This window comes from Photobacterium kasasachensis (assembly GCF_050336885.1).
Classification (GTDB): Bacteria; Pseudomonadota; Gammaproteobacteria; order Enterobacterales; family Vibrionaceae; genus Photobacterium; species Photobacterium kasasachensis.
The window spans coordinates 93,191-117,717 of sequence record NZ_JAKJSH010000011.1 but is presented as its reverse complement, the minus strand read 5'-3'; the positions used below and the strand labels follow the sequence as shown (position 1 = coordinate 117,717).

Here is a 24,527-nt window from a genome sequence, read left to right as displayed (position 1 = left end):
GCTGACAGTTCTAAGTCGATCACCAACCTGTACTGCGATTCAATACGCATGCTTTTAAGAATAGTCATGTATGTAAATCATCATGCATTAACAAAGAGAAACGCCCTTTATTCCGCTTGCTGCCCTGCCTTAGGGGAGACCTTTTCACTCGAACTGTCCGGCTCTACGCGTGAACTAATAACAGCCCCAGTCAGTGCAATCAGTGTTGAGATAAACATCGCCAATACCATTGGCCAAAGCGTATCTACACATAGCATCGCAGCCAAAGCGCTGACACCTGCCCCGACAGCATACTGCACAGCCCCAAGCAGCGCCGACGCAACACCGGCATTATGGGAAAAATACCGCATGAAACAGGCACTGGAGTTAGACATGATGCCGCCATTGGCGGCGATTGAAATGACAAAACCAGCAGCAGCAAACCAAAGGTTTTCTGGCGCAATAACCAGGGAACTGACAAGAATCACACCGCCAATCACCTGCATCCCCAGAAAGGCTTTTAACAAAGTGGCTGGCTCGTAAGCCCTCAGCAACAAACTATTGGTACGGTTAACTATCACAATACCAATTACATTGGCGATAAATAATCCGGAGAAGAGCTCCACACTCACTTCAAAATGCTCGATATAAGCAAACGGTGCGTTGGTAATAAAGGTCATCAATACCGCATAGCCAAAAGCCTGCGCCAACAAGTACCCCAGTGCTCGCCGCTCCTTGATAACTGAAGAATACCCCCCTTTCTTTTTCTCTGCTTTCGACAACTTGTTTGTTTTGGGCATTACCATCACAGCCCCAAAGGAGACAACAACCGCAATGACACTGAGCATAATAAAGATCCAATGCCAACCCAGCGTTTTCAGTACCACTGTTCCAATAGTCGGTGCTATGGAAGGTGCCAACATCATGATAAGAGCAACCAGAGAGAACAGTCGAGCTGCTTCTTTTCCTTCAGCATTATCTCGAATTGTTGCAGGTACCCCGACAACTGCAATGCCACCACCAATAGACTGAACCACTCGCCATGCCCATAGCATTTCCATCGACTCCACCGTGGCAATCAGCAAGCTACCTATAGCAAAAATCAGCAAGCCCGCAACCATCACCGATCTGCGACCAAACCGATCCGATAGCGGGCCGCCTATTAACTGGCCTATCGCCATACCCAGTACATAAATACTAACCGTCACTGACACCATAGAGATATCAATCTGTAGGTCATCCGCCATTACGGGAATCGCAGGTAAATAGCTGTCTATCGCAAAGGGAGACATGGCGAAAACAGCCGCCAGCAAAATGATCAGCGACGTTGGCATTTTTTTATTCATGAAAAACCTCTTATTTATCTTTCTAGAAAGATACTAGCTAGTAATTATCTTTCCAGCAAGATATATTTAGACCTCCACTGAAGAGGGTAAGTCATGAGCAAGCAAGAAACAGTCGCTAACATATTGAAGAAAATCGAAGATAACTGGCCTCAGTCTGCTGAAAAATGTTCTCCGGCGATCCTTCGTCTCCACCGCATTCATGATTACCACCAGCAGGATTTGATCGAAATCCTCGATCAATATGATCTTCAACGGGCTGATTTCAGCGTATTAGCAGCATTACGCCGACATGGAGAGCCTTGCTGCTTGTCCCCTACCGAACTCTACCGTTCTATGCTTTTCAGCTCCGGCGGACTGACAAAAGTGCTGAGTCGTGTCACCACGCTGGGGCTTATTGAGCGACTCGACAATCCGGAAGACAAGCGCAGCAAATTAGTCAAACTGACGGAACAGGGAAAAGAGCTGATTGACAGAATCATTCAGCAGTTACATAACCACGAACAAGAGTACGTGTCTGTTTTATCGAAAGAGGAACAGAAACAACTTAATTCGCTATTGGAAAAGTTACTTACTGCTAGGGAATAAGCAAGTTAACTGAAAACAGCAATGTCTAAAACCAGCTATAAGTGAAGCCGGTATATCTGCCCTAACTAATAACGACTAAAGTCATATTTTGGCAGGAATACAGAGTCCATCATAGATGACTTACAGGGCGGCAATAGTCGCCGCTTTTCTCGTATTGATCGACCTTCCTACTCGCAAGAAACTGACCAAACTCCCCTAACCTATTGACATAGTTTAGATAACTCAACCGACCTGGATCACGCAAAGCAACGCGAATATCCGCCATTTATTGCAGCTCTTCTTTGTATCACCCGCAAGAAGTGTGATCTACATTCGACTTTGGCGAGAATGTTTTGTTATACAATTCGCCCATTATTAGATGCAAACAGTGTTCAAATATCTACTTCGTGGACTTCAGATAAATAATAATTTTGCGAATGATGTGAATTGAATACGTCGTTATATAGCTTAAGGAAAAATGTGGAAATTGTAGGAAAAAGAATAAAACTAGAAAAATTAGATCAGTCTGATTGGCCCGTTTTTAAGGAATTATATACTAATCCAAAAGTCATGAAGCATGTATACGATCCATTTACAGAAGATGTTGCAAGAGAGGTATTTGAAGCTCGATTAGAACCATGGAACGAGAATAGTGATGGTTGGCTCTCATTTAGTATCAATGATCTAGCATCAGAAACAAAACTAGGAATAATTGGCTTAAAGATAACAAAGCACTCAGCCAAAATAGCAGAAGTCGGGTTTATGCTAACAGAAAAAGCACAGGGGAAAGGTGTAGCTTCTGAATCTCTAGGCCTGTTAGTACAGTATGCACTTGATGAGTTAATGTTAAACAAGTTGGTAGCCATATGTTCAACTAATAACCATGGCTCGTATAAATTGCTAGAAAAGCAAGGTTTTGTTCGAGAAGGTTGCCTTGCACAGAACTCAATTACAAACAATCAATACATTGATGATTATGTTTACGCATTGTTTAAGTCAACTAGATAACAAGCAATCAAGGTGTCCCGTTACACTCGGCATTTTTGGTATGACGTTCGTGTGCTTTGTTCGTTTAGTGTGGGGCACCTTATCGCAAGCGATATGAGTTTTGAAATTTCAAGGAATAAAAATCAAATGACGGAAAATGTTAAAGATAGGAAACGTGGTTTTTGGTTAACGTCGCTACTGGTATTGATGATGATCATAAACCCCTTGTCAGCATTTAGCTATTTCTCAAATCCAGACTTAATTCTAACAGTATATCCAAATACATCTTTAGGGTTTGTTTACCTGGTGGGGGGGATCTGCATTCTTAATGTCTTTTTAGCCATTGGAATGTGGATGTGGAAAAAACTGGCTATATACGGATTTTATGCTGTTATAGTCTGTGGTTTTATAACAAATCTATACCTTGGTGTTGGGGCAATCGGTTCATTATCTGGTTTAATTGGTGGTGTTATCTTGTTTTTGACCACTAAGAACAAAATGGATTATTTTACTTAAATTGATTAATACCCGTTATGAGATAAAGACAGTCAGCAAGCAGTTCGACTTCGGGAGACTGAATGGCAGTTTTATGTAGAGGGATACCCTCAGAATCGAAACTAAAAAAGCAGGTCTGAAAAACAGACCTACCTATTATTTCTTACAGCTATATTGACCACTGTAAGTGCATCAAAATGGTAATGCTTATTTCTCTGCAGCTACGACAGAGATTTCAACCAACAGCGCTTCACGAGCCATGCTCGCTTCAACACATGCGCGAGCTGGGGCGTGACCTTCTGGTACCCAGTTGTCCCAAACTTCGTTCATTTCAGCGAAGTCTTTCATATCTTTGATGTAGATAGTGGCTGAAAGCATGTGCTCTTTGTCACTACCAGCCTGTTCAAGCAAGGCTTCTACTTTGTCCAGCATTGTTGCTGTTTGTTCCTTGATACCTTGCGTGGCATCAGCACACACTTGGCCACAAAGATAAATAGTGCCGTTGTGCTTAACAATACGGCTCATGCGTTGCTTGGTTTCCAGACGTTCGATCATACTATCGCCTTTTTCATTATAAGGAAAACAGCCCAGGGTATGGGCGAAGAGAAGGCACATTTTAGTCCTAATCGCTTCCAGTTGAAACCGATATAACTATGCTTATTGACAATAAAGTACAGCTCACCATCACAAATTAGACGCTAAGATCAACTAAGGCTGAATAAAGCTGTTCACTTTCGTTGCGAGCATGAAACTATGAAGATGTTATTGGATGTGAACTTCCCACACGAACCGTTCAACACACTGGTAAAAGAGGGAAAAATTGAGGATGTCATGAACCGGATCCTCGAAGAGTTGAAACCAGAAAATTGCTATTTCGTCGAGCAACATGGAAAGCGGAACGCAATGCTGATTCTAGATATCGACCATGCATCACAGATCCCCAGTTACGCCGAGCCTTTTTTTCTGACCTTTAACGCCGACTGCCGCTTTCGCATTGCCATGACAGCAGAAGATCTTGGTTCCTCAGGTTTGAACCAACTTGGCAAGAAGTGGCTTTAGTCCAACAATCCTCCTAACAATAAGCGCCGGAACAATGTCCGGCGCTTTGTTCAATCGCGTTAACCTTTAATGCAGATAAGCATTAAATCCATAGTCGGAATTACGAACTTGCGTGCTGCTCGAGGCGAACACTGGTTGGCCAACGACTGGTAACTGTTTTCATCCGAGTGTAGAAACGTACACCATCATTACCATGCACATTCAGCGGACCAAAGATCGAACGCTTCCAGCCACCGAAGCTGTGGAATGCGATCAACCACCAAGGATGCTCGTTGCTCGGCTGGAAATTCTGGCAGGATTCACGGCTTCCGCTCTGAAATCCCGGCTTGAAGACGCTCAAATTACGCCTAGCGCTATCGACATCGTTGGATCTGTCGAAGCCTCCGACTTGGCAACCCAAAAGGCAGTATTTGACAACGTCTCCACGCTATGTCGATTTGCTGCCGAAATTGGCGCACCGACCATTCAGCTAAATGCCTTCGAAGCACTCAACGGTCTCTCTGTTGAGGACAATATTCGGATCACAGCACAAAACATCAGGCGCATAGCAGATATTGGCAAGGAACACGGTATTCGTTTCCAATACGAAGGCGCAGCCTGGACACCAATAGCGACCCTCGAGGACTACTACCGATTATATGATGCGGTTGGACGTGACAACTTCGGATTTGTGCTCAACACCTGGCACTTCTGGGCCTGCCGGGGTGCTGAGCCGGAAGATATGGCAAAAATCGACAAACAGCTTATCTATAACGTACACCTTTCTGACGGTACCCGCCCTGACGTCGGCGCACCCTGGGTCGATGAAAAAGAGCTAAGAGGCTATCTGCTGGCAGAAGGTGAAATCCCTCTTCAAGAGTGGGTCGATGCTATCAAGAGTACCGAGTATGACGGCTTCTACTCTGGCGAGTTTCTCAATGATCAGTTATGGGAAGCGGACCACTGCGAGTTGCAGTGGCAATGCTTGATGGTATGAAGAAGCTTATTAATAACGCAGGTTAGATCTCTATAATTTGGAATGGGCAAATTGTGATCCTTCAGGAAACTCAGCTTATCCCAGTATCCTCGCTGAAAAGTTATTAACCCGTCTTCAAATTTAAATCAGGTGGCGCCATTAGTGCCACCTGATTAGTCTATTGCCTCTATGGCGTGGGGGGGTCATTGACTGGCGCTTTATAGCTCTTGCATCAGCTGGATATAGTTGCCACAGGTATCGTCCAGTACCGCAATCATCACCGGCCCTGCCTCTCTGGGAGCAATCGAGAATTGCACCCCCAGGTTTGAAAGCCTTTCGTACTCTTTGTGGATGTCGTCGACAGCGAAAGATGTCCAAGGGATCCCCGCTTCTTTAAGGGAGCTTTGGTAAAGCTTCGCAGGCTCGAAAGCCATAGGCTCAAGCAGTAACTCAACGCCCGATTGTTCTTGTGGAGATACAACGGTCAACCATTTGTGCTCCCCGAGTGGGACTTCCGCTTTCTTGATAAACCCTAAAACATTGGTATAGAAGTTTAATGCTTTGTCCTGATCATCAACAGGAACGCTTGTTACGCAGATTCTAATCACTGGCATGCACCTTTGCTGTTATGGAATAAATACAAGGTAGCGAACGCATCGACCAAAAACTTATTCCAGATTGCTTTTATGACGCTTTTGAAACTCTCGTGGAGAGTAGCCCGTACACTTTTTAAAAACAGAGGAGAACGTCGTTAAGCTTTCATACCCCACTTCGAAGCAGGTGTCAGTAATGGAACAGCCTTGCCTCAGAAGCTGTTTGGCTTTTGAGATACGCATATCTTTCAAGTAGTTTCTAGGAGTTACCCCGTACATTTGCTTGAATATCCGCACATAGTGAAAGCGAGACATAAATGCCGCTTCAGCCAAATCGCTCAACTCAACGCTTTCGGCGTAATACTTCTCCATGAAGGCCTTGGACTGCCGGATCAGGATATACTGTTTGGGCCGTAGAGGTAGCTCGCTGTAGAGGCGGTCTATTTCTGTTTCATAGTATGTCTTGGGAGAGGACGGCATCTGACTTCTTCGGTTAAGGAAGGGGACACACTTTATTCTAACACGTTTGTGTCCAGAGGTTCTCAGGCTGCGCTTACATATCGATACTTACGGATACTAAAACACGCCCTAAACTAGTGAGCTCAGCCATTCACTAGCAAAGAGAATCATGCATGCCATTAGTCAAACCCGCTCTGATTGTTATCGCATCCTGCGCTGTCGCAGCCTGTGCTAATAATACCGCTCCGAATGAGTTTACATCCCGCTGTGGCTACTTCCAGCTACAAGGGGATAAACCCCTCACCTTTACCGTAAACAGCCCGACTGAAGCCAACCTGGATGGTGTGATCTGCTCTGGTTCGTTAGATGCCTTTAACGACATGTTAGCCCGTTACCCGGATATCAAAAAACTGGATATCGATGTCATTGGGGGCAGCGCAGATGACGAAGTTAACCTGGAATTGTCAAAGCAGATACATGATAGGAAGATGAGTACACACCTAAACAAAGAGGGCATGATCGCTAGTGGTGGGGTTGATTTGTACCTTGCAGGTGTAGCGCGAAGTGCTGATGATGCCGAACCCCGTATTGGCGTTCACAGTTGGGGGGGAGCAGACGGCGAAAACGGCAACCAGGTTCCAGCTACCGATCCTATTCACCAGATGTACCTTAGCTACTACCGCCACGTTGACATTGATCCGAAATTCTACTGGTTCACCCTCAATGCCGCTCCTGCAACGGATATTCATTGGATGAGCAAGGCAGAATTAAAACGGTATCAAGTTATTACTTCCGAATAGTCATATCGCTAATGTCCGGGAATGTAATTGTTAAGAAAACATGTTTATACCTTCCCGGATAAAGGTATCAACCCCATATGCAATTACCTTATCGACAGCAATAATCCACATTACCCGGCCGGGACAAAGTAATTTCTAACCTGAAGGAGAGGTGTATAATAGTCTATGAATATCAAAGAGTAACTAAGATTAATCTCCAATAGTTACTGATGTTTAATATGGCTATAATTGCAGTGTTTAATATAGAAGATCATAGACTAATGAAATACGAAAATATGAAACTTTTCCAAGTGGTTGTTGATAAGGGAGGCATCACTGCTGCTGCTAACTTTACTGGCCTCCCTAAATCTACCGTCAGTCGCAGAATAAAAGATCTGGAAGATATGCTTGGAACAAAACTGCTCAACCGTAGCAGTCGCCATTTTCAACTGACACCAACCGGAGAGGTTTTCCATAGTCGTAGTAAAGATATAGTGAAAGATGTCGAAGAACTGGAAAAGGATATAACCCATAATCAAAATCTTGCTGAGGGAAAAATCACAATCCTCAGCCTTTCTCCTTTAATTCAATGCTTTAGCAAAAACATAAAACAGTTTTATGAGCAATACCCTAAAATTGAACTGGAGATATATGCTCAAGATGTAGTCGAGCGAAATATACCCAAACGCCGCTTTGATTTAGTCCTCCAGTTAGATCAGCCTGAAGACAGTAATCTGATCGGCAAGAAAGTTTCTACTATCACCGCAGACTACTATGCCAGTCCTGATTATCTTGCTCAGTTTGGCTCTCCAAGTACCCCTGAAGAGTTGATTAAGCACCGAATTATCTTTCGAGGGCTGAAAGAGGCCGGTGCTGTTCGCTGGCCTTTTCAAAATCCGATGCGTTATCTGGATATTTCAGCGGCACATACTACTGTTGTCGATTCGCCTGAAGTAGCATTAACATTTGCTCTGCAAGGTTTGGGGATTGCCCTACTGCCAGATTTGCAGGCAGTACCTGAAGTGAAAAAGGGACGGTTGGTGCCTTTGTTTGATAAGGAGCATAGGTACAGTTTGCCAATCTATATCCTATATCAGGCCCGTGACTATGTTCCATATCGGCTTCGGCTGCTGATTGATTATATTACCGACAATTTTGAGGAAGCACTTGATCAGGCTTCCACTGGCTAAGTTCCAAAATCCGGGACTTATGTTCCCGGTTAATGCTATTTATAAACCGCACCAGATTCTGCATATTTGTGCTTTCAACGGCGACTGCACATCACTTTAAAGAATGACTATATTCACCTTAAAATCAGTGCAGATAAAACAGGTGTAGAGTTTCGACTGTTCGGTAAAGCTACTCCCTACGATCAGGCATTGTCATTAGCATAATTAACAGCAGTGTAAGCACCTCAGTTAGCCCAGTGAACTCCTTTTCGCATTTAACGCCTTCACCTCCTCCCCTACAAAGCCCATAATCAAATCAATAGTAAACATGTATTTATCTGAATATCTCTTTATTTCACCGCAAACATAAAATATTAGCAACATGATACGTATAACCCAACGGCCACACTAACCTTAAAACAATCAGAGCAACAGCCCAAAAAGCAACAACTCTTGTTCTCTTAATATCAAGAAATTGCTCTCTATTTCAAGGGGACACCCCATCGCATTTATTTAAAGTAACGGTCATTGACTTGTAGCATCAATCCCTTTCCTAGGTATGCCCTCATCGTTCCAATAAATGAAACTTAAAGTCCCGACCAACTTTGTTGTTAATGTGAGTCGAATGAATAAAATACTAGTCATGTGAATAAAGGTAGTATTTAGTTACTCATCGTTCACATAGAAATTTAATCTATTTAATTTTATATCCTTGCATCATTTATACTGCAATTAACAAAACCTGTATTGCAAATACTCTGGAGTTACAACGTGGATTTATTTCATATATTTCAAGGTAACGAAGCACTCTCTGCAACTGCCGCTATTATGGCTTTCTATTTAGCTTCAATGGCTTTAGGGGGGCTGCTCTATAAATTTGGAATGTTTCGCGACATTCATGACCTGCCTACCAAAACGAAGCGCTTAGGTCGAATCCTTGCAATTCTTGCTGGCTTGACATTGATGCTCAGCGGACTAGGCAAAATCATTGGGTTGGCTCCAATGGTTGCAAAGTTCACTCAATTCGGCATGATTCACATGTTTAAATTTACCGGTTGTACTGAGGTCTTCACCGGACTATTAATTATTTTCCCGCGCACTTACAAAGTTGGCCTTCTGATGGGTATTGCACTTGTTGGTGGCGCTATTGCGACTCACCTTCCAACGTATTCTGATGGAGTCGCCTGGGCTATCCCATCTGGATCCGTTATGGTGATTTTATGGGCATCAGCATTCTTTTATACACCAGAAGCTTATCCTGAATGGTTTACTAAGTTGGTAAATCATTACATTCTACCTAAGAAGCTGAATACTCAATAAGCCGCTGAAATCCATCATGTTACGCAAGGTGCAGTTAGACTAAAAACTGCACTTTGTAACAACCAGAATATGTCAATCCGATCACAAATAGACCCAGATCCAACATTATCGTTAACGAGTACTAAATTTAGTATGGGCAGTAAAGCAGGTGCAAACTTTGAAACTGCTTGGCTTTTAAACACGCATACCTTTCAAGCCGCTTCTCTGGAGCACTCCATGTAAATACCGCTATCAGAGCCAATTGCACTTGATAAAATAATCAATCAAGCAGCGGGTGCGAAGCGGTAGCAACTTTCGATTCGGGTAGACAAGTGATACTGACAATGTCGGTCCTTTTAGCTCTGGCATTATATGAATCAGGCTCTCGCCGTCTTTGTCAGCAGAGGCTTTGCCTGGAAGAAGGCAACCGATACCGAGTCCCTTGCGTACCATCTGCTCGATGAATAACGGGGAGTTACAAGAAGAAAACGTGTCGGGAGCAATAACCGTTGACATCCCCTCTCTGTAAAAGTACTGCATACCCTTGGTGCCACTTTGAGAGAGAGTGATCCAGTGTCGGCTCTCTAAATCAACGTCGGAAGTGGGAACACCATGAGCGTCAATGTAGCTCTTGCTGGCAAATATCCCAACCGTTTCAGTATGCATCACTCTTACAATTAGAGAGCTATCCTCCGGAATATCTGTTCTGATAGCTAAATCGATGTTCTCTCTAATAAGATCCAGCTTCTCGTCTGAGATGATCAAGTCGATTTGAATTTCCGGGTATCGCTGTGAGAGATAATTCAATACTGGTAATAGATAAGAGTGAGCGATGTCGTTCGATGTGGTGATCCGCACTTTCCCCTTAGGGACATCATGAGAGGTAACTTCCAGAACATTATTTAGAATGTCAGGAAGCATTTTTGCTTGTTCATACACCTCTCGGCCTTCATCTGATACCGACAGCTGCCTTGTTGAACGGTGAAGGAGTCGTACACCCAATGTCTGTTCTAATTGCAATATTTGCTCACTCACTCGTGACCGGCTGGTTTGAAGTTGCCTGGCCGCCTCTGCAAAGCTGCCACACTCGATAACCTTTGCAAACAGCGCAAGGTGCTTAAGCTTAGATATATCCATTGTACTCAAATCCAGAACTCTTTATTCGTTCTATTCTATCTAGCGCAGGTGTCGAAAGCTAATTTAACATAGTGTTATCTAATGCAAGGTGACTACATCACCATAGGTCAGCTTTGTCATTGGTTCTATTTTTGATAACAAGCACAGATAACAAAGAGGGTAAGATGAAAGCCGCAAGAATTCACAAGTTCGGTGATATCAATGCTATTCACTTAGAAGAGTCACCGGTCCCTGAGATTGCAGACGATGAAGTCTTGGTAAAGGTTGTCGCAAGCGCAATAAATCCGTTAGATTGGAAAATACGATCAGGTGAGCTTCGTGAGCTAATCCCTATCCAGTTTCCGCATACGTTAGGCTGGGATTTTTCAGGTATTGTCGCGAAAGTGGGCAATAAGGTAACTAACTTTGTGATAGGAGATGCGGTTTACTCTCGACCAGAGGTCTCGAGAAATGGCGCGCATGCCGAGTATATTGCAGTGCCTGCAACAGACATCGCCCCTAAACCCCAAACACTGTCGTTTGCGGCGGCAGCAACATTACCCATTGCATCGATTACCGCATGGCAATCCCTATTTGAACTAGGTCAACTTGTCGAAGGGCAAAAAGTACTTATCCACGCTGGCGCAGGAAGCCTTGGTTGTATAGCGCTGCAACTGGCCAACAATGCAGGCGCTTATGTCATTACGACCGCCGCCGCAGAACACCATGATTTTGTTAAGTCGTTAGGAGCCGATCAGGTTATTGATTACCAAAACGAAGATTTCAAAGATATTGTGAGTGACATCGATGTTGTCCTAGATACGATTGGCTACCAGGTTCAGCTTGATTCCTATTCCGTTTTGAAACCCAACGGTATTCTTGTTTCTGTAAATACCTACCCTGACGTAGAAACAGCGAAGCGTCTTGGCGTTCAAGCCAGGTTCCTGTCTATCAAACCCAATGGCGATTTTCTGACTCAGATCGCTAAATGGGTTGACCGGGGAGATGTCAGACCCATCGTAGGGTACGAGTTCGCATTCGAAGATATACATGCCGCTTATCAACTCAGCGAGAGCGGAAAGGCTAAAGGGAAAATTGTTATTCATATAGCGGCACCCTAGCCCTCCCCCTAACCGGCGACGGTTTGCCCTACTACGCCCAAGACTCCAGAAACGTCATCGTTTTACCGATGACGTTTACTAACGAACCGCAGTAGCCAAGTCGGGCGGGTAGCCGTTTATTCGTCATTAGCTTTTTGAGGTCAGCACTTGTAGCCGGGCTTCATAACAGGCGGTTTCTAACTTATGCGGTAGCTCATCGTCTGAAATCAGATAATGAAAATCCATTAAATCGCCGATTTTATACGTTGCGGTCTGGTTAATGGCTTCTTTTTCCAGGATCAGATATTTCTTCATACTTCTCTCCATTACTCGTTTCGCAATATTGGAAACGAGTATGTCCGATGCGGTTACACCAAACTTGTCATGAACGCCCGCAGCAGATATGAACATCTTTTGGAAAAACATTGGAGTAATAACATCATTGGATGAGGAGATGAATATATCGTTTACGGCGTTGTAATCGCCACCTTGCAAAATCGCTTTACAGTTAGGCTTACTTTTTAACGCCAGGAAAGCATTCATTGATGCGGTGACCCCGGTAAACTCAATATGATCGGGTATTGAGCCAATGATGTCTGCATTCAGCTCGCCATTGTCAAAAAAGACAACATCGTTCATTTCAATAAAATCGGAAACGATTGAAGAGATGTAGCTGTTGGTCTTAACGGGTTGGAAATTGCCTGCATTAGCCGTATTCGGTTGCGAGACAGGGCCAGTCAGCTCATCTTCATGGGTAAAGTCATCATGGACTATCGGGTTACCACGGCGGATATATCCGCCGTAGTATTCGAGAGGAAATGAAAAGGCAGCTTTTGAACTTAAATCTCGGCGAACCGTCATTTCGGAAACTTCTAAAAGACGAGCAATCTCTTTTAAATGAATTTTATCGCTATGCTTAAGGCAAGCTTCGATTCTTCTAAGTCTTTCTAACTGCTTTGTGACCATTTTACTAATATTTCTCCATTCCTGGCTTATCGCCGAACGTATTGCGGTCAGCCCTAGTAACCATCAGTTGCCGGAGTTTCACCAGAAACAATACTCACGCTGGCACTGGCTCCAATTCTGGATGCGCCGGCTTTTATCATTGCCTGTACTGTTTCTCGGGAACGAATACCGCCAGACGCTTTCACTCCCATATTTTCGCCGACAGTATCGCGCATTAACTTAATATGCTCAACCGTTGCCCCTCCGGTAGAGAAACCGGTTGAGGTTTTGACATAATCTGCGCCAGAACGCTTACAAATCTTACACAGCTCGACAATTTGTTCATGATTTAACAGGCAAGTTTCAAAGATCACTTTTAACAGAACCGGACCACACGCTTGCTTGATAGCGGTGATCTCTTTTTCGATTTTTTCCCAGTTACTGTCGAGAACATCACTGATATTAACGACCATGTCTATTTCATCCGCACCGGACATAATAGCATTTTGCGTTTCAAAAATTTTCACTTCAGTGGTATTGGTCCCCAAAGGAAAGCCGATTACTGTGCAGATCTTCACATTTGTTCCTTTTAACTGCTTAGCGCAGTCGTTAACAAACCCCGGGTTAACACAAACAGAAAAGAACTGATTCGCCTGGGCCTCCTTACACAAAGCATTGATTTCAATTGTTCTTGCGCTTGGTAACAATAGCGTATGGTCAATGTATTGATTCATCGTATTCCCTTAATAGTGTCGATTTATAACGATTGTTATTAATCTAACACCCAACATGTTAAGTGTTATTATGTTAACACAAAAGTGTGATTCAGGAGGCGAATTTGGACATATCTTGAGTTGAACACCATGAAAGATCGATCCAAGTCACAGTTAAACATCGGTGAAATCGATTAATGTTATTTTCATAACATGGCTAAGGAGAATAAAATGAAAACTATTGCTGTTATTGGCTCTAATATGGTCGATCTCATCTCATATACAGACCGTATGCCAAAAGAAGGCGAAACATTAGAAGCCCCGTCATTCAAGATGGGCTGTGGTGGCAAAGGGGCGAACCAAGCCGTTGCAGCTGCCAAACTTGGCGCAAATGTTGTTATGGTCAGTAAAGTTGGTGACGACATGTTTGCTGACAATACCATCCGTAACTTTCAGTCATACGGCATTAATACTCAGTATGTAAGTAAGGTTCCGCAAACATCGAGCGGTGTGGCCCCGATCTTTGTGAATCCGTCTTCTCAGAACTCTATCCTTATTATTAAAGGGGCTAACGAGTTCTTAAAGCCTGAAGATATTGATAAAGCAGAAAACAGCCTGGTTGAATGCAGCTTAATTGTTCTTCAGCTCGAGGTACCGCTTGAAACCGTATACGCAGCAATAGAGTTTGGTAACAAACATAACATCCCGGTATTGCTAAACCCTGCCCCAGCCGTACCTGAGCTGGATATTGAATACGCCTGCCGCTGCGACTTCTTTATTCCGAATGAAACTGAGCTTGAGATCCTGGTGAACAAACCGGTTGAAACAGTAGAACAAATCAAACAGGCCGCAAAAATCCTTTTAAACAAGGGGTTGAATAACATCATCGTGACCATGGGCGAAAAAGGCGCGCTTTGGTTAGATAAAAACGGCAAGGAAGTATTCATTAAACCGACAAAAGTTAATGCTGTTGATACCAGTGGCGCTGGCGATGCCTTTATTGGCTCCTTCTCGCATTACTATATGCAAACCAACGATGTAAAGGCCTCACTGGAAAAAGCGTCGCTGTTTGCTGCCTTCAGTGTCACGGAAAAAGGCACGCAGTTCTCGTATCCAAGCATTGAACAATTTGAAGAGTTCGAAAAGAAACACTCGAAATAAAACTGCTTAAGGAAGAAAGATAGCAAATGGTTCATTGAAAACAATGAACTCAGATAACCTATTACTAAAGGACCCTACCATGATAAAAAGTAATACGATCCAAAGGCCGGACGGTTATTTGGACAAGACCCCTGTTTTTCAATTCATTCTGTTGTCATGCCTTTTCCCGTTATGGGGATGTGCCGCCGCACTGAATGACATTCTGATCACCCAGTTTAAATCGGTATTTGAGTTATCAAATTTTGCCAGTGCCCTGGTACAAAGTGCATTTTACGGTGGTTATTTCTTAATTGCGATTCCGGCATCACTAGTGATTAAGAAATCCTCATATAAGATGGCAATCATGATCGGTTTGTCGCTTTATATCTTTGGTTGTGCGGCGTTCTTCCCCGCATCACAAATGGCAACTTACACCATGTTCCTAGCGGCTATTTTTGCCATTGCGGTGGGCCTCTCTTTCCTGGAGACAGCGGCAAACACCTACTCTTCGATGCTTGGTCCGAAATCACACGCGACACTTCGCTTGAATATCAGCCAGACCTTTTACCCTGTAGGGGCGATTGCCGGTATACTGCTTGGTAAATACCTGATCTTCCAGGACGGTGCCAGCTTAGAATCGCAGATGGTGTCGATGTCGGCAGAGCAGATCCACGCTTTCCGCTTAGAGATGCTTGAACATACGCTAAAACCTTATAAATACATTATCTTTATTCTTGTGAGTGTTCTGGCTCTGTTTATGTTCACTCAGTACCCTAAATGTAAAGTAGAACAACAAAGCGGTACCAAAGCGCCTTCAATCGGTAAAACGTTACGCTATTTATCAACGAACTCTCGCTTCAAAAAAGGCATTATTGCGCAGTTCCTATATGTAGGTATGCAGGTTGCCGTTTGGTCATTCACTATCCGTTTGGCACTGGAAATGGCTGATATAAATGAACGAACTGCGTCTAACTACATGGTTTACTCATTTATTTGCTTCTTTATTGGTAAGTTTATCGCCAATATTCTAATGACTAAGTTCTCCGCAGAAAAAGTGTTAATCGCTTACTCTGTTATCGGCATGGCCTTTCTTTGCTATGTATCACTGATACACGACTTTAGCGCTGTTTACATTGCGGTAGGCGTAAGTATTCTGTTTGGCCCGTGCTGGGCGACCATCTATGCCGGTACACTCGAAACCGTAGACAATGAATACACAGAAACTGCCGGGGCGGTGATTGTTATGGCGATTGTTGGTGCGGCTGTGGTACCTGCAATTCAGGGCTTGGTTGCAGATATGATCGGTATGCAGCTTTCCTTCCTGGTTAACTTCATCTGCTTTGGCTACGTGGGTTATTACTTCCTGGGTGAAATGAAGAATAAGCGCCAGAACGTACAACAAGCAGAACTTTCAGAACAAATTAACTAGTTCCAATTAAAGCTACTCATAGAGTAGCTTTAATTTATTCAGGAGTGAATATTATGTATACCTTGCCATTAGACAGGAACAGTTTTAATAAAGAAGAAACAATTATAATTCAGTCAGAACACTTTACCGTTTCAGGGTTTAAATATAACTCCGGCATTGAAGCGATAAAGATTGAAAATGCCAAAGGCTATTTGACGGTTCTTCCATATACTGGGCAAATGATTTGGGATGCCTACTTCTTGGGTGAAAACCTTTGTATGGAAAATATGTTTTCTGAACCAAAACCAAGCAATGAAATTGTGGCAACGTATGGCTGTTTTGCCTTTCATTCCGGGTTAATACGTAATGGTTGCCCCAGCCCGGAAGACGATCACGCACTGCACGGTGAAATGCCATGTGCCAATATGGACAGAGCCTGGCTAGAGATCACCGACAACAGTATCACCATCAAAGGTGAATATGAATATGTGATGGGATTTGGTGATCACTACTTAGCAACGCCATCGGTCACGTTAGAAAAACAGTGCTCTTTGTTTAAAATTAAAATGAAGGTGCAGAACCTAGCTTCAGTTCCGATGCCGTTGCAATATATGTGTCATATGAATACGGCTTATTTCCCCGATGCTAAGCTGACGCAGAATGTGCCTGACAGTGCCGTTAAACTGCGTGAAACCATCCCCGGACATGTAAAACCCACACCTCAGTGGTTAGATTTTAATGAAACCTTAAAAGCTCAGGAAACACCAATTAAAACCCTTTCAACACCGCAAATGTACGATCCTGAAATTGTCTATTTTATGGATGACCTTTCTCAATATACAGAGAAGGCACTGTTTGAGATGGAAATTACCAACGGGAAGAAGCTCATCACCGAATTTGATACGCAGATGCTAAATTACGCAACACGCTGGATCTTATATAACGGCGATCAAAAAGTGGGGGCATATGTACTGCCGGCAACTTGCCGACCAGAGGGGTACTTAGCTGCCGAGAAGAACGGAACCTTGATCCAGCTTCATCCCAAAGAGACTAGAGAGTTTGTCGTAAAATCAGGGATCATAGCTTAAGTAAACAATAAGGTGCCTTAATCGTTATATTGAGGCACCATAACAAGAAAAAAACGCCAAAGAGACTTTCAAGGCAGCTGTACCGCTTTCACTGCCTACCGCTGTTAATCGAAGTAATTTAATCACTAACCGAAGTAACCAACTTGATATGGGCTTCATATAATGTTCTATGCCCTCAACAAAGCCTCAGAAGGCCCACAGTATTCTGAGCCTTTTCATATAGTGTTGAGATAGGGATGTGAAGTTGCTTGCAGCCATTTTTTACCAAATACCGCGTTCAATCTTGTAGACAAAGTCCCTGTGCTTAACCTCGACAACCTGACCAACAGCATTAACCACGAATTCAACCTGTACACCTTCTGTCTTGGTGCCGACGCCTTCGATAAGCGCGCTTACCGGTACTAGCGAGCGCCAGCGAGTGAGAGAAGTCTTACTCATAGTGTGGTAGTAATGCGTATTGCCTGTGACAGCATTCTCTAACACTTGCATGGGCTGTCCGAAGTCAGCTTTGATAGCCTCATACATTTTGTTTTGCTCAACGGATATGGCTTTTTCTTTGAAAGTCTCATGCACCTCATTTGCATGACTTGAAAAAGATACAGTAGCCGTAAGCAAGGTCATCATTACCATTAGTTTTTTCATCAGAATTACTCCACTCGAAGTGTTACCGTTTGTGCTTCGATGTGGAAGGTACGTAATGGATAACCTCGCGTTAAGCATTTGGAACTTTCACTACATTTTTCTCGGATAGAGTAACAGCATCTATCCGCTTGGTGCTGCTCGACCAACTCGTGTTTTAATGACTGACCTCATAAAAGTCAGCCCGGCAACAGGCGGAGGTTGCAAACACTCGAGCAATAACATTGCAAATCGGTAGCTCTTACATATCGTTAATGTATATGTGTAAGTGGGTTTCTAAAATGAAGAACAACACAGCATTTGCAAGAACAGGAATTTTAAGGATATTCCTCAAAGCGGTTGATGATTATTATGGAACGGTCAGCTCAAGGTTGGATTTACCGCCGAGCTTACTTCAAGATCCGATGCGATTGATGCCATTATCCGAGATGGCTCGTTATGGACTAGAGATAAAAGAATTACTTAACGATGAGTTATTTACAGCCAAAGCTTGTTCTAAGTTAAACTTGGAACATTTTCCGACCTTGATGAGTATTGTCGGCTCACCCAGGGATTTATTTACAGCGCTAATACGGTTTAACGGTCTATTTGAAAGCTTTCAGTCAGGGACGACTCTTGGCGGAAGGGTAAGCGGAAAGATGTTGAAGTGGCGCTACAATACGCGGTTTGTCGATGGTGATGCGCGGGTACATGACGGGATCTTTGCCAGTTGGATGTTCATCCATATCTTACGTATATACCATGGTCAAACTTATTCGCCGATTATCGTCCATTTGCCGGGAAGTCGGCTTGGGAAGCTTGGTGAGGTTGAAAGCATTTTTTCATGTGATATTGCCTGGAATGCGAAACAAACTCAGGTTTGGTTTTCGGTCGAGGATCTTACCAAATTAAAGCCGCCCAGTTTGAAACCCCTCTCAAGAGTGTTAATTGATCAGCGTGAAATGCTTAGCTTTGTTGATATGCCAAATCCCAGTGACTTTTTACGGTGCGTTTACGAGTTAATTAATTATTCTCGATCTTTTGGGTACCCGAAGCTGGAACATATCGCCAGTCTTCTTGATACATCGCCCCAGCAGCTACAGCGCAAATTGCAAGCCGATGAAGTTAGCTTCTCTACTTTGGTACAACATCAACTTTTATGTAATCAGGCTTTAAAAATGATGGATGCAGATTACACATATGACCAAATAGCCGAATCACTGGGATTTACCAACCAGCAAAGTTTTATCAAGGCATTTAAGCGCATGCATGGCCTGACACCGCGACAGTATCAAGAACAGATGGAGGCTTAACAATCGTTTAAATATATAATTCGCAGCTAGCGATCGTCCAAACAAGGCCACTAAACAGGCGGCCAGTTGGTGGCCGCCCCATAGGCGATTGTTGCGCCTGCTTACGGTCGCTTAAACTGCTGACGGGATGTCTCAATCACACTGCGAAACGTGCACTCTTCAACATGGTCGTTCACCATCCCAATTGCCTGCATAAACGCATACACAGTCGTTGGACCAACAAACTTCCACCCCCGCTTTTTCAGATCTTTGGACAAAGCGACTGATTCGACCGATGTAGAGGCAGACTGAGGCTCTGGCAAGCTGTCAGCTTTAGGCTCATATCGCCAAAAATAAGTTGCCAGTGATCCCTCCTGCTGTACCATTTCCCGGACACATTTTGCATTATTAATAACAGCTTCTATTTTCCCCCGATGGCGGACAATGCCTTTATCATTTAATAACCTTTCAACATCATCCTGTGTAAACTTGGATATTTTATCAAAGTCAAAATGATGAAAAACAGCTCGGAAGTTGTCTCGCTTTAATAGAATTGTTCGCCAACTTAAGCCCGACTGAAAACTTTCTAAGCACAACTTCTCGAACAGGCGAATATCGTTGTCTTCAGGGAAGCCCCACTCTTTGTCATGGTAGTCATAAAACTCTGGCGTCACCGAGCACCAACGGCAGCGAGGTTTTCCGTCCACACCGATCATAGTATTTGTCACTTTCTGCTCCATTTAGTCATTACAAAGCTAAAGCGTCAATCAATCAGCAGTTCATTGATTGTGGTACTGCAGTGTCCTTTGGTGAACAATGCTGTTGCATTTAATCGCTGGCCCCATTTTTCCAGTGTCATTTGGGCACACAATTCACTGGCCGCTTCGATATAGGTATTAATCGGCACGTATGGCTCCTGAATAGGACTCCCTGTTTTATCGCTCAGAGATATCGGGGGATAAGTCAATTGCAGAGCCTTAGTCGCATTAGCTTGAACATCGTCAACATACCCGTGAGCATCCTTGAAATCAGCTCGCGTGCCAGGCCTGCCGACATGGCCCCCCTGGAAGTAATCGAAGTCATAGTTTTCCGCTTGATCGAAAACGTTAAAGAACCCGGAAACGCTGGCGGCCAGTGCGAAGTCCTTGTAGGGCACCCAACCCGCATAAAGCACATCAACCAGCATCAGCACTTTTTGTGCAGGCAGATAAATAAAGATATTTCCAGGCGAATGCTGCAGGCCAGGATACGCCAGCTCAACCTTCTGGTCTCCCAAGTCTAAGGTGTAGGTATCACTGAAGGTAATGGTTGGCACAGGTCGGTTGGGATCCCCTTTCCGGCGCAACTTCTGAGCCGTGAGCTCGTGCCCCACCCGAACCACATCAGGCCCGAACAACGAAGCGCCACCGGTGTGATCTTTGTGATGATGACTGTATATAAAATATTTAACGGGTTTGTCTGTTACTTCTGCAATTGCTGCGGGGATTTTATCGGCGAAAGTACTCGGCGCATCGATAATAATAACGCCTTCGTCACTGACAACGAACATCGAATTGTAGAGACCATCTGTAACCCAATACGCGCCTCCGCCATAGCTGCCAACATAATAACCTTTGGCACCAATAACCGGATCCTTAATGGTTTTCTCTACCGCATTGGCTGAGCCCATAAACAGCGCAGAAATAAGGCTGAGTAATAGTAAATATAGTTTCACGGAATTAGCTTTCCTAGATTGATGTGCCAACGTATGGCTGGCACTTGAAAAGTTTGTTTATCTAATCGCTTGCGAGTAAAAAAACAGCCTTACCAAAGAGAGTGAACAATCTTCGAACCGTGCAAAATCGTCATATCACACTTATCCAGCCATTCCATCATGGAAGGAAAATCTTTCCACTCCTGCTGACCCAGACGCCAGTGATCCGCGACCCCCTTTTCATTTTCATAAACTTCAACCATCAAAAAAATAGTATTGCCAGTCTGAACTAACTCAGGGGCTAACGGGTTTACGTATTCAGGACTACTGGCAATGTTGTATGACAGCATTGCCAGCTCTCCGTCTTTGTGGTGCGTTTCTTCCATGAACTTAGCGTGGCTGGCAAATAAGCGTTCTCCTTCAGCGACATTGTCCGCACTGGCGATAACCTGCATTGCAATCATGACTTTATCTTTGTGTGACATACTGCTTCCTCTTTCATTGGTTTTGTACATACATGTACACTATAGCATTCGTTTTGTTCATTTGTGTATAAAATTTTTAAAGTGTGCTAAGATACTTTTAGTAACCCAATAAAAACAAGGCGTTAAGATGGGCAGACCTAAGTCATTTAACCGGGATGAAGCGGTTGAAAAAGTCATGCAGTTAATTTGGCGACATGGATATGAACATTGCTCAGTAAAGTTTTTGTCTGAGCAACTTGGAATTACCCGGTCCAGTTTCTACAACAGCTTTAAAAGTAGAGAGAATGTGTTTCTTGAGGCGATGTCGTTATATGCATCGTTGGCTCCTGATCAAGTCGATCTTGAAAAACCAAACCAAGACGGTGTGCTGAAAGCGCTAAGTGCTGAAATAAAGGCACTTTGCGCATGGAGAGCAAGCGATCCCGAGCATCGGGGCTGCTTTGGCGTCAACTGCCTCACAGAACTCGTGGATAAAGATGAGACACTCGGCAATACGATGGAAGAAGTGTTGATGTTCAGTGTCGATCGCTATCATAAAGTTTTAGAATTAGCCGTAGAAAATCAAGAGCTTGATGGTGGCGATTTGAAGACTAAAGCCCTGGCTTTACAAAGTGTGGTGATTGGGGTCAACACTATGGCGAAGGTCATCCACGAAGAGAGCGAATTGTGGAATATCGCCAGATACAACCTGCAATCCCTGGGGCTGTATCGGGATTAATGACGTCGGAGTTGTTCATCGAGCGATTCCGTGTGGTTGTCGAGCCATTAAACCTGGACGCAGATTCGGCAATATACGCCCTGGATCTGCTGGCCGGATAAACAACAACGTGATTGTGTTTAAATTTTAGTCGCGATGTTTTCCGTCTTACTCATTCAACCTAGTTAAAAGCAACATCCTCATTTTCGAAGAACCCCACGATCACAAGTTCCCCCCACTAAACCGAACACAATAATCATTACTCCTGACATTATCGACCATGACTTTGGCCACCTTGGCTAACACTTCATCACCACATTTGTGCCCGGCTCGCTTAATGTTTATTAACTTTATGTAGCTATAAGTCAGGATCTTATTCTAAATTCAGCCAAGTAAGAATTGTTGAATAAAAAAGCAAATATCAATCAAGATGCATATACTCATTGTACGCTTCATTTATGAAGCGCCAAACGACACCGATTCGATTAACATAAACAATACAAGGCTAGGAATACGATGAGTAAAAATCAGGTTATCTTTTCATTTACAGGGCAAGCTGCCGATCAACAAATCGACTTCACAGTCACTGATTCAAGAATCAAAAAAGACAAAGCGATTGATTCAGATAAAATTTCAGTATCGGGAGGGAAAGGAAAACTTACCATCACGGTCGATGTTGGCCGCAGCGGTAATGAAGATGTAGCAAATTGGTACAAAGATTTTGTTAATGGAAATACTTGCCATATGGTGCATACCGCACGTGGCAGCAACAGCCCAGGCAAATTAAATTTCGCCGTAAAAGGCACGCTGGCCATTGGCGATCAATGCTTCAAGGTCTGCGTAGGGCAAGGGCATTATACTGCTACCAACAACTGGCATATGGCTGGTAAAGCCATTTCTGCCCGCGCGAACAATAAGTCAGCCTACCTCGACAACATCTACTTCATCACCACATCAGGCAGTTACCAATTTAATGTTGCCGATGCCAACACCATCAGTGAAGGCAAAGGCTTTGATTTATGGACATCAACCAATACTGAATCCCTCACACCGCGCTTTGACCTTGAGGGCGATGCCCTGCACCCGTTTCCATTCCATGCTGGTCTACTACCGAATGTAGGTACCATGCAAAGTGGCTATGCATTTGACACTACAGGCACCGCACCTACCCATCGCGATTTCCACCTGCAACTGTTGAGCCCTAGTAACAGCCAGTATCAAAACGTACTGTTTAAACTCAACAGGATTACGGGGGCGATTACAGGAAATGAGGTGCTCAAGCAAACCGCTATTCGATTTGAAGCAAACAATAAGCCGAGCATGATGAACTATGGTGTTTCGCATGCTGCTCTTCCGCTTGGCAACCAAAGCTATATTTACGCAGGTGAGTACAATACTCAGTGGATGACAGCGCTTGCAAAACAGCATCCCGACATCCAATTCAAAGATTTGGTACTAAGTGGCTCCCACGATGCGGGCATGTATGAGATCAACATAAATGATCCCAAAGTCACCATTCAAAAAATGATTGCTAACAACCCCGCACTCGCAGCCCTGGAACAAGCTGGGACACTCGCGGGAGAGCAGTTACTCGCTAACTTATCGCTAACACAAAAAGATGATGCGTATACTCAGCTGATTGCCGGAACACGCTATTTTGACTTCCGCCCTGCGTATATTGGTAAGTCGTTCTCGATAAATCAAACGTTCCACCTACACAACTTTATTCCTGGTGTGGTGTTCAATACCTTCTTGCGCGATGTCGACAAATTCCTTCAAGAAAATAACAGTGAATTCGCCATTGTACGCATCGCGAAATCAGGCATCGATACCGATAACTTTACCCCGCTAGACCAAGAGCAGGTCAAACAATGTTTAGCTGCGAGCATATCAGATTCTGTCGGTTATCAAGTTACCAATAGCCTAGAGAGCTTCCATGAATTAACACTCAACCAGATAGCAAAAGGTAAGCGCTTAATTGTGTTGTATGGTGCAAATAACGTCAATGACAGCTACAACGATAATGACTATTCTGACTCGTTAAATGATCCGTCTGCCGTCATTGCCGCCTTGAATAAAACAGTTCAGAAAACAGGCAACTACCAATATACAGTGCTGCAACTGCAAAACACGGGGTCAGCTGCGTTGAAACACTACATACCTCAGATAATCTCTCATGCTACCGCATGGATTAATGATTTAGTATTCTCAGGCACAGGTAACCTACTTCAAGCCACCAAACCAACCTTTGATCATGCAACGTACACTTGGCTTACCCAGCCAAATATAGTTAAAGCCATTGCTAATCAGCATGGTCCCGTGATGGTTCAGAATGACTTTGTCGAAATCGCCTTATATCAACATGCACTGGCATTAAGCCAGCAACGATACGCTCAACGAGTCGCTAAGAAAAATAAAACCTTAGCCGAGGCTTAATGTGATAAATCATTGTAGGTAATACTTGTAAGCTAACATAGCAGTTCGCCTCGAAAACGGCCTAGCTCTCTTGAACTAGGCCTTCTTATCGATTCATGCCCTGTGGGCATAT

26 protein-coding genes and 1 pseudogene are annotated in these 24,527 nt (G+C 43.9%); 15 read left to right on the top strand and 12 right to left on the bottom strand.

Annotated elements, in window-relative coordinates; translation table 11 throughout:
- Positions 1–107 precede the first annotated feature (107 nt).
- Positions 108–1,325, bottom strand: coding sequence for a multidrug effflux MFS transporter (locus tag L4D19_RS16400; RefSeq protein ID WP_428453336.1), 1,218 nt, complete (start codon positions 1,323–1,325; stop codon positions 108–110).
- Between the two features lie 93 nt (positions 1,326–1,418).
- Between L4D19_RS16400 and L4D19_RS16395 the strand changes: the two genes are divergently transcribed.
- The 3 genes from L4D19_RS16395 to L4D19_RS16385 all read left to right on the top strand — a co-directional run bounded on the left by L4D19_RS16395 (position 1,419) and on the right by L4D19_RS16385 (position 3,392).
- Positions 1,419–1,910 (top strand): MarR family winged helix-turn-helix transcriptional regulator, encoded by a 492-nt coding sequence (locus tag L4D19_RS16395; protein WP_428453335.1) that lies wholly within the window; start codon positions 1,419–1,421, stop codon positions 1,908–1,910.
- A gap of 459 nt (positions 1,911–2,369) precedes the next feature.
- Positions 2,370–2,897, top strand: a complete 528-nt coding sequence (locus L4D19_RS16390) for a GNAT family N-acetyltransferase (RefSeq protein ID WP_428453334.1) — start codon at positions 2,370–2,372, stop codon at positions 2,895–2,897.
- A 126-nt stretch (positions 2,898–3,023) separates the two neighbouring features.
- Positions 3,024–3,392 (top strand): hypothetical protein, encoded by a 369-nt coding sequence (locus tag L4D19_RS16385; protein WP_428453333.1) that lies wholly within the window; start codon positions 3,024–3,026, stop codon positions 3,390–3,392.
- Positions 3,393–3,578: 186 nt separating this feature from the next.
- Here L4D19_RS16385 and L4D19_RS16380 read toward each other — a convergent pair whose 3' ends face one another.
- Positions 3,579–3,926 carry a RidA family protein gene (locus tag L4D19_RS16380; RefSeq protein ID WP_239412190.1) on the bottom strand — a complete coding sequence of 116 codons (348 nt, stop codon included), beginning with the start codon at positions 3,924–3,926 and terminating at the stop codon, positions 3,579–3,581.
- 198 nt (positions 3,927–4,124) lie between these two features.
- Between L4D19_RS16380 and L4D19_RS16375 the strand changes: the two genes are divergently transcribed.
- Both L4D19_RS16375 and L4D19_RS16370 read left to right on the top strand, forming a co-directional pair.
- Positions 4,125–4,430, top strand: coding sequence for a panthothenate synthetase (locus L4D19_RS16375; protein WP_428453332.1), 306 nt, complete (start codon positions 4,125–4,127; stop codon positions 4,428–4,430).
- Between the two features lie 286 nt (positions 4,431–4,716).
- A pseudogene (locus tag L4D19_RS16370) lies at positions 4,717–5,432 on the top strand (sugar phosphate isomerase/epimerase family protein); the annotation flags it as partial.
- Between the two features lie 171 nt (positions 5,433–5,603).
- Here L4D19_RS16370 and L4D19_RS16365 read toward each other — a convergent pair.
- Both L4D19_RS16365 and L4D19_RS16360 read right to left on the bottom strand, forming a co-directional pair.
- Positions 5,604–5,993, bottom strand: a complete 390-nt coding sequence (locus L4D19_RS16365; protein ID WP_428453331.1) for a VOC family protein — start codon at positions 5,991–5,993, stop codon at positions 5,604–5,606.
- Between the two features lie 60 nt (positions 5,994–6,053).
- Positions 6,054–6,458 (bottom strand): helix-turn-helix domain-containing protein, encoded by a 405-nt coding sequence (locus tag L4D19_RS16360; RefSeq protein ID WP_428453330.1) that lies wholly within the window; start codon positions 6,456–6,458, stop codon positions 6,054–6,056.
- Between the two features lie 152 nt (positions 6,459–6,610).
- On the opposite strand from L4D19_RS16360, the gene L4D19_RS16355 reads away from it, so the two are divergent.
- The 3 genes from L4D19_RS16355 (at position 6,611) to L4D19_RS16345 (ending at position 9,705) form a co-directional block, all read left to right on the top strand.
- Positions 6,611–7,237, top strand: a complete 627-nt coding sequence (locus L4D19_RS16355; RefSeq protein ID WP_428453329.1) for a COG3904 family protein — start codon at positions 6,611–6,613, stop codon at positions 7,235–7,237.
- A gap of 260 nt (positions 7,238–7,497) precedes the next feature.
- Positions 7,498–8,406, top strand: a complete 909-nt coding sequence (locus tag L4D19_RS16350; RefSeq protein WP_428453328.1) for a LysR family transcriptional regulator — start codon at positions 7,498–7,500, stop codon at positions 8,404–8,406.
- Positions 8,407–9,156: 750 nt separating this feature from the next.
- Positions 9,157–9,705 (top strand): hypothetical protein, encoded by a 549-nt coding sequence (locus L4D19_RS16345; protein ID WP_428453327.1) that lies wholly within the window; start codon positions 9,157–9,159, stop codon positions 9,703–9,705.
- A 231-nt stretch (positions 9,706–9,936) separates the two neighbouring features.
- Here the strand turns inward: L4D19_RS16345 and L4D19_RS16340 are convergent, their stop codons facing one another.
- Positions 9,937–10,821, bottom strand: coding sequence for a LysR family transcriptional regulator (locus L4D19_RS16340; RefSeq protein WP_428453326.1), 885 nt, complete (start codon positions 10,819–10,821; stop codon positions 9,937–9,939).
- 164 nt (positions 10,822–10,985) lie between these two features.
- Here L4D19_RS16340 and L4D19_RS16335 point away from each other — a divergent pair, with 164 nt between their 5' ends.
- Positions 10,986–11,921: an NADP-dependent oxidoreductase gene (locus L4D19_RS16335; protein ID WP_428453325.1), complete on the top strand. Its 936-nt coding sequence runs from the start codon at positions 10,986–10,988 to the stop codon at positions 11,919–11,921.
- Positions 11,922–12,047: 126 nt separating this feature from the next.
- On the opposite strand, the gene L4D19_RS16330 is transcribed toward L4D19_RS16335, so the two are convergent.
- Together L4D19_RS16330 and deoC are read right to left on the bottom strand one after the other, a co-directional pair.
- Entirely contained in the window at positions 12,048–12,866 is an 819-nt protein-coding gene (locus L4D19_RS16330; RefSeq protein ID WP_428453324.1) for a DeoR family transcriptional regulator, read from the bottom strand.
- Between the two features lie 53 nt (positions 12,867–12,919).
- On the bottom strand, positions 12,920–13,579 hold the full coding sequence (gene deoC, locus L4D19_RS16325; protein WP_428453323.1) for a deoxyribose-phosphate aldolase: 660 nt from the start codon (positions 13,577–13,579) through the stop codon (positions 12,920–12,922).
- A 210-nt stretch (positions 13,580–13,789) separates the two neighbouring features.
- Between deoC and rbsK the strand changes: the two genes are divergently transcribed.
- The 3 genes from rbsK (at position 13,790) to L4D19_RS16310 (ending at position 17,194) form a co-directional block, all read left to right on the top strand.
- The gene (rbsK, locus tag L4D19_RS16320) at positions 13,790–14,719 is read left to right on the top strand and encodes a ribokinase (RefSeq protein ID WP_428453322.1); all 930 of its coding nucleotides are present in this window, start codon (positions 13,790–13,792) and stop codon (positions 14,717–14,719) included.
- A gap of 79 nt (positions 14,720–14,798) precedes the next feature.
- Positions 14,799–16,127 carry an L-fucose:H+ symporter permease gene (gene fucP, locus L4D19_RS16315; protein ID WP_428453321.1) on the top strand — a complete coding sequence of 443 codons (1,329 nt, stop codon included), beginning with the start codon at positions 14,799–14,801 and terminating at the stop codon, positions 16,125–16,127.
- Between the two features lie 53 nt (positions 16,128–16,180).
- The gene (locus L4D19_RS16310; RefSeq protein ID WP_428453320.1) at positions 16,181–17,194 is read left to right on the top strand and encodes an aldose 1-epimerase family protein; all 1,014 of its coding nucleotides are present in this window, start codon (positions 16,181–16,183) and stop codon (positions 17,192–17,194) included.
- A gap of 261 nt (positions 17,195–17,455) precedes the next feature.
- On the opposite strand, the gene L4D19_RS16305 is transcribed toward L4D19_RS16310, so the two are convergent.
- Positions 17,456–17,836, bottom strand: coding sequence for a hypothetical protein (locus L4D19_RS16305; RefSeq protein WP_428453319.1), 381 nt, complete (start codon positions 17,834–17,836; stop codon positions 17,456–17,458).
- Positions 17,837–18,114: 278 nt separating this feature from the next.
- Here L4D19_RS16305 and L4D19_RS16300 point away from each other — a divergent pair, with 278 nt between their 5' ends.
- Entirely contained in the window at positions 18,115–19,125 is a 1,011-nt protein-coding gene (locus L4D19_RS16300) for an AraC family transcriptional regulator (RefSeq protein WP_428453318.1), read from the top strand.
- Positions 19,126–19,226: 101 nt separating this feature from the next.
- Here L4D19_RS16300 and L4D19_RS16295 read toward each other — a convergent pair whose 3' ends face one another.
- The 3 genes from L4D19_RS16295 to L4D19_RS16285 all read right to left on the bottom strand — a co-directional run bounded on the left by L4D19_RS16295 (position 19,227) and on the right by L4D19_RS16285 (position 21,282).
- On the bottom strand, positions 19,227–19,832 hold the full coding sequence (locus L4D19_RS16295) for a DNA-3-methyladenine glycosylase I (protein ID WP_428453317.1): 606 nt from the start codon (positions 19,830–19,832) through the stop codon (positions 19,227–19,229).
- A gap of 35 nt (positions 19,833–19,867) precedes the next feature.
- Positions 19,868–20,818, bottom strand: a complete 951-nt coding sequence (locus L4D19_RS16290; protein ID WP_428453316.1) for an MBL fold metallo-hydrolase — start codon at positions 20,816–20,818, stop codon at positions 19,868–19,870.
- Positions 20,819–20,907: 89 nt separating this feature from the next.
- Positions 20,908–21,282, bottom strand: a complete 375-nt coding sequence (locus L4D19_RS16285; protein WP_428453315.1) for a hypothetical protein — start codon at positions 21,280–21,282, stop codon at positions 20,908–20,910.
- A 127-nt stretch (positions 21,283–21,409) separates the two neighbouring features.
- Here L4D19_RS16285 and L4D19_RS16280 point away from each other — a divergent pair, with 127 nt between their 5' ends.
- Positions 21,410–22,000 (top strand): TetR/AcrR family transcriptional regulator, encoded by a 591-nt coding sequence (locus L4D19_RS16280; protein WP_428453314.1) that lies wholly within the window; start codon positions 21,410–21,412, stop codon positions 21,998–22,000.
- A gap of 201 nt (positions 22,001–22,201) precedes the next feature.
- On the opposite strand, the gene L4D19_RS16275 is transcribed toward L4D19_RS16280, so the two are convergent.
- The gene (locus tag L4D19_RS16275) at positions 22,202–22,318 is read right to left on the bottom strand and encodes a diguanylate cyclase domain-containing protein (RefSeq protein WP_428453439.1); all 117 of its coding nucleotides are present in this window, start codon (positions 22,316–22,318) and stop codon (positions 22,202–22,204) included.
- A 177-nt stretch (positions 22,319–22,495) separates the two neighbouring features.
- Between L4D19_RS16275 and L4D19_RS16270 the strand changes: the two genes are divergently transcribed.
- Positions 22,496–24,415, top strand: coding sequence for a PI-PLC domain-containing protein (locus L4D19_RS16270; RefSeq protein WP_428453313.1), 1,920 nt, complete (start codon positions 22,496–22,498; stop codon positions 24,413–24,415).
- Positions 24,416–24,527: the final 112 nt, after the last annotated feature.

Bases quoted from the DNA above. Each gene is read 5' to 3' on its own strand.
- L4D19_RS16400 (WP_428453336.1), bottom strand. From the start codon at position 1,325: ATGAATAAAAAAATGCCAACGTCGCTGATCATTTTGCTGGCGGCTGTT.
- L4D19_RS16395 (WP_428453335.1), top strand. From the start codon at position 1,419: ATGAGCAAGCAAGAAACAGTCGCTAACATATTGAAGAAAATCGAAGAT.
- L4D19_RS16385 (WP_428453333.1), top strand. From the start codon at position 3,024: ATGACGGAAAATGTTAAAGATAGGAAACGTGGTTTTTGGTTAACGTCG.
- L4D19_RS16380 (WP_239412190.1), bottom strand. From the start codon at position 3,926: ATGATCGAACGTCTGGAAACCAAGCAACGCATGAGCCGTATTGTTAAG.
- L4D19_RS16375 (WP_428453332.1), top strand. From the start codon at position 4,125: ATGAAGATGTTATTGGATGTGAACTTCCCACACGAACCGTTCAACACA.
- L4D19_RS16360 (WP_428453330.1), bottom strand. From the start codon at position 6,458: ATGCCGTCCTCTCCCAAGACATACTATGAAACAGAAATAGACCGCCTC.
- L4D19_RS16355 (WP_428453329.1), top strand. From the start codon at position 6,611: ATGCCATTAGTCAAACCCGCTCTGATTGTTATCGCATCCTGCGCTGTC.
- L4D19_RS16350 (WP_428453328.1), top strand. From the start codon at position 7,498: ATGAAATACGAAAATATGAAACTTTTCCAAGTGGTTGTTGATAAGGGA.
- L4D19_RS16340 (WP_428453326.1), bottom strand. From the start codon at position 10,821: ATGGATATATCTAAGCTTAAGCACCTTGCGCTGTTTGCAAAGGTTATC.
- L4D19_RS16335 (WP_428453325.1), top strand. From the start codon at position 10,986: ATGAAAGCCGCAAGAATTCACAAGTTCGGTGATATCAATGCTATTCAC.
- L4D19_RS16330 (WP_428453324.1), bottom strand. From the start codon at position 12,866: ATGGTCACAAAGCAGTTAGAAAGACTTAGAAGAATCGAAGCTTGCCTT.
- deoC (WP_428453323.1), bottom strand. From the start codon at position 13,579: ATGAATCAATACATTGACCATACGCTATTGTTACCAAGCGCAAGAACA.
- rbsK (WP_428453322.1), top strand. From the start codon at position 13,790: ATGAAAACTATTGCTGTTATTGGCTCTAATATGGTCGATCTCATCTCA.
- fucP (WP_428453321.1), top strand. From the start codon at position 14,799: ATGATAAAAAGTAATACGATCCAAAGGCCGGACGGTTATTTGGACAAG.
- L4D19_RS16310 (WP_428453320.1), top strand. From the start codon at position 16,181: ATGTATACCTTGCCATTAGACAGGAACAGTTTTAATAAAGAAGAAACA.
- L4D19_RS16305 (WP_428453319.1), bottom strand. From the start codon at position 17,836: ATGAAAAAACTAATGGTAATGATGACCTTGCTTACGGCTACTGTATCT.
- L4D19_RS16300 (WP_428453318.1), top strand. From the start codon at position 18,115: ATGAAGAACAACACAGCATTTGCAAGAACAGGAATTTTAAGGATATTC.
- L4D19_RS16285 (WP_428453315.1), bottom strand. From the start codon at position 21,282: ATGTCACACAAAGATAAAGTCATGATTGCAATGCAGGTTATCGCCAGT.
- L4D19_RS16280 (WP_428453314.1), top strand. From the start codon at position 21,410: ATGGGCAGACCTAAGTCATTTAACCGGGATGAAGCGGTTGAAAAAGTC.
- L4D19_RS16270 (WP_428453313.1), top strand. From the start codon at position 22,496: ATGAGTAAAAATCAGGTTATCTTTTCATTTACAGGGCAAGCTGCCGAT.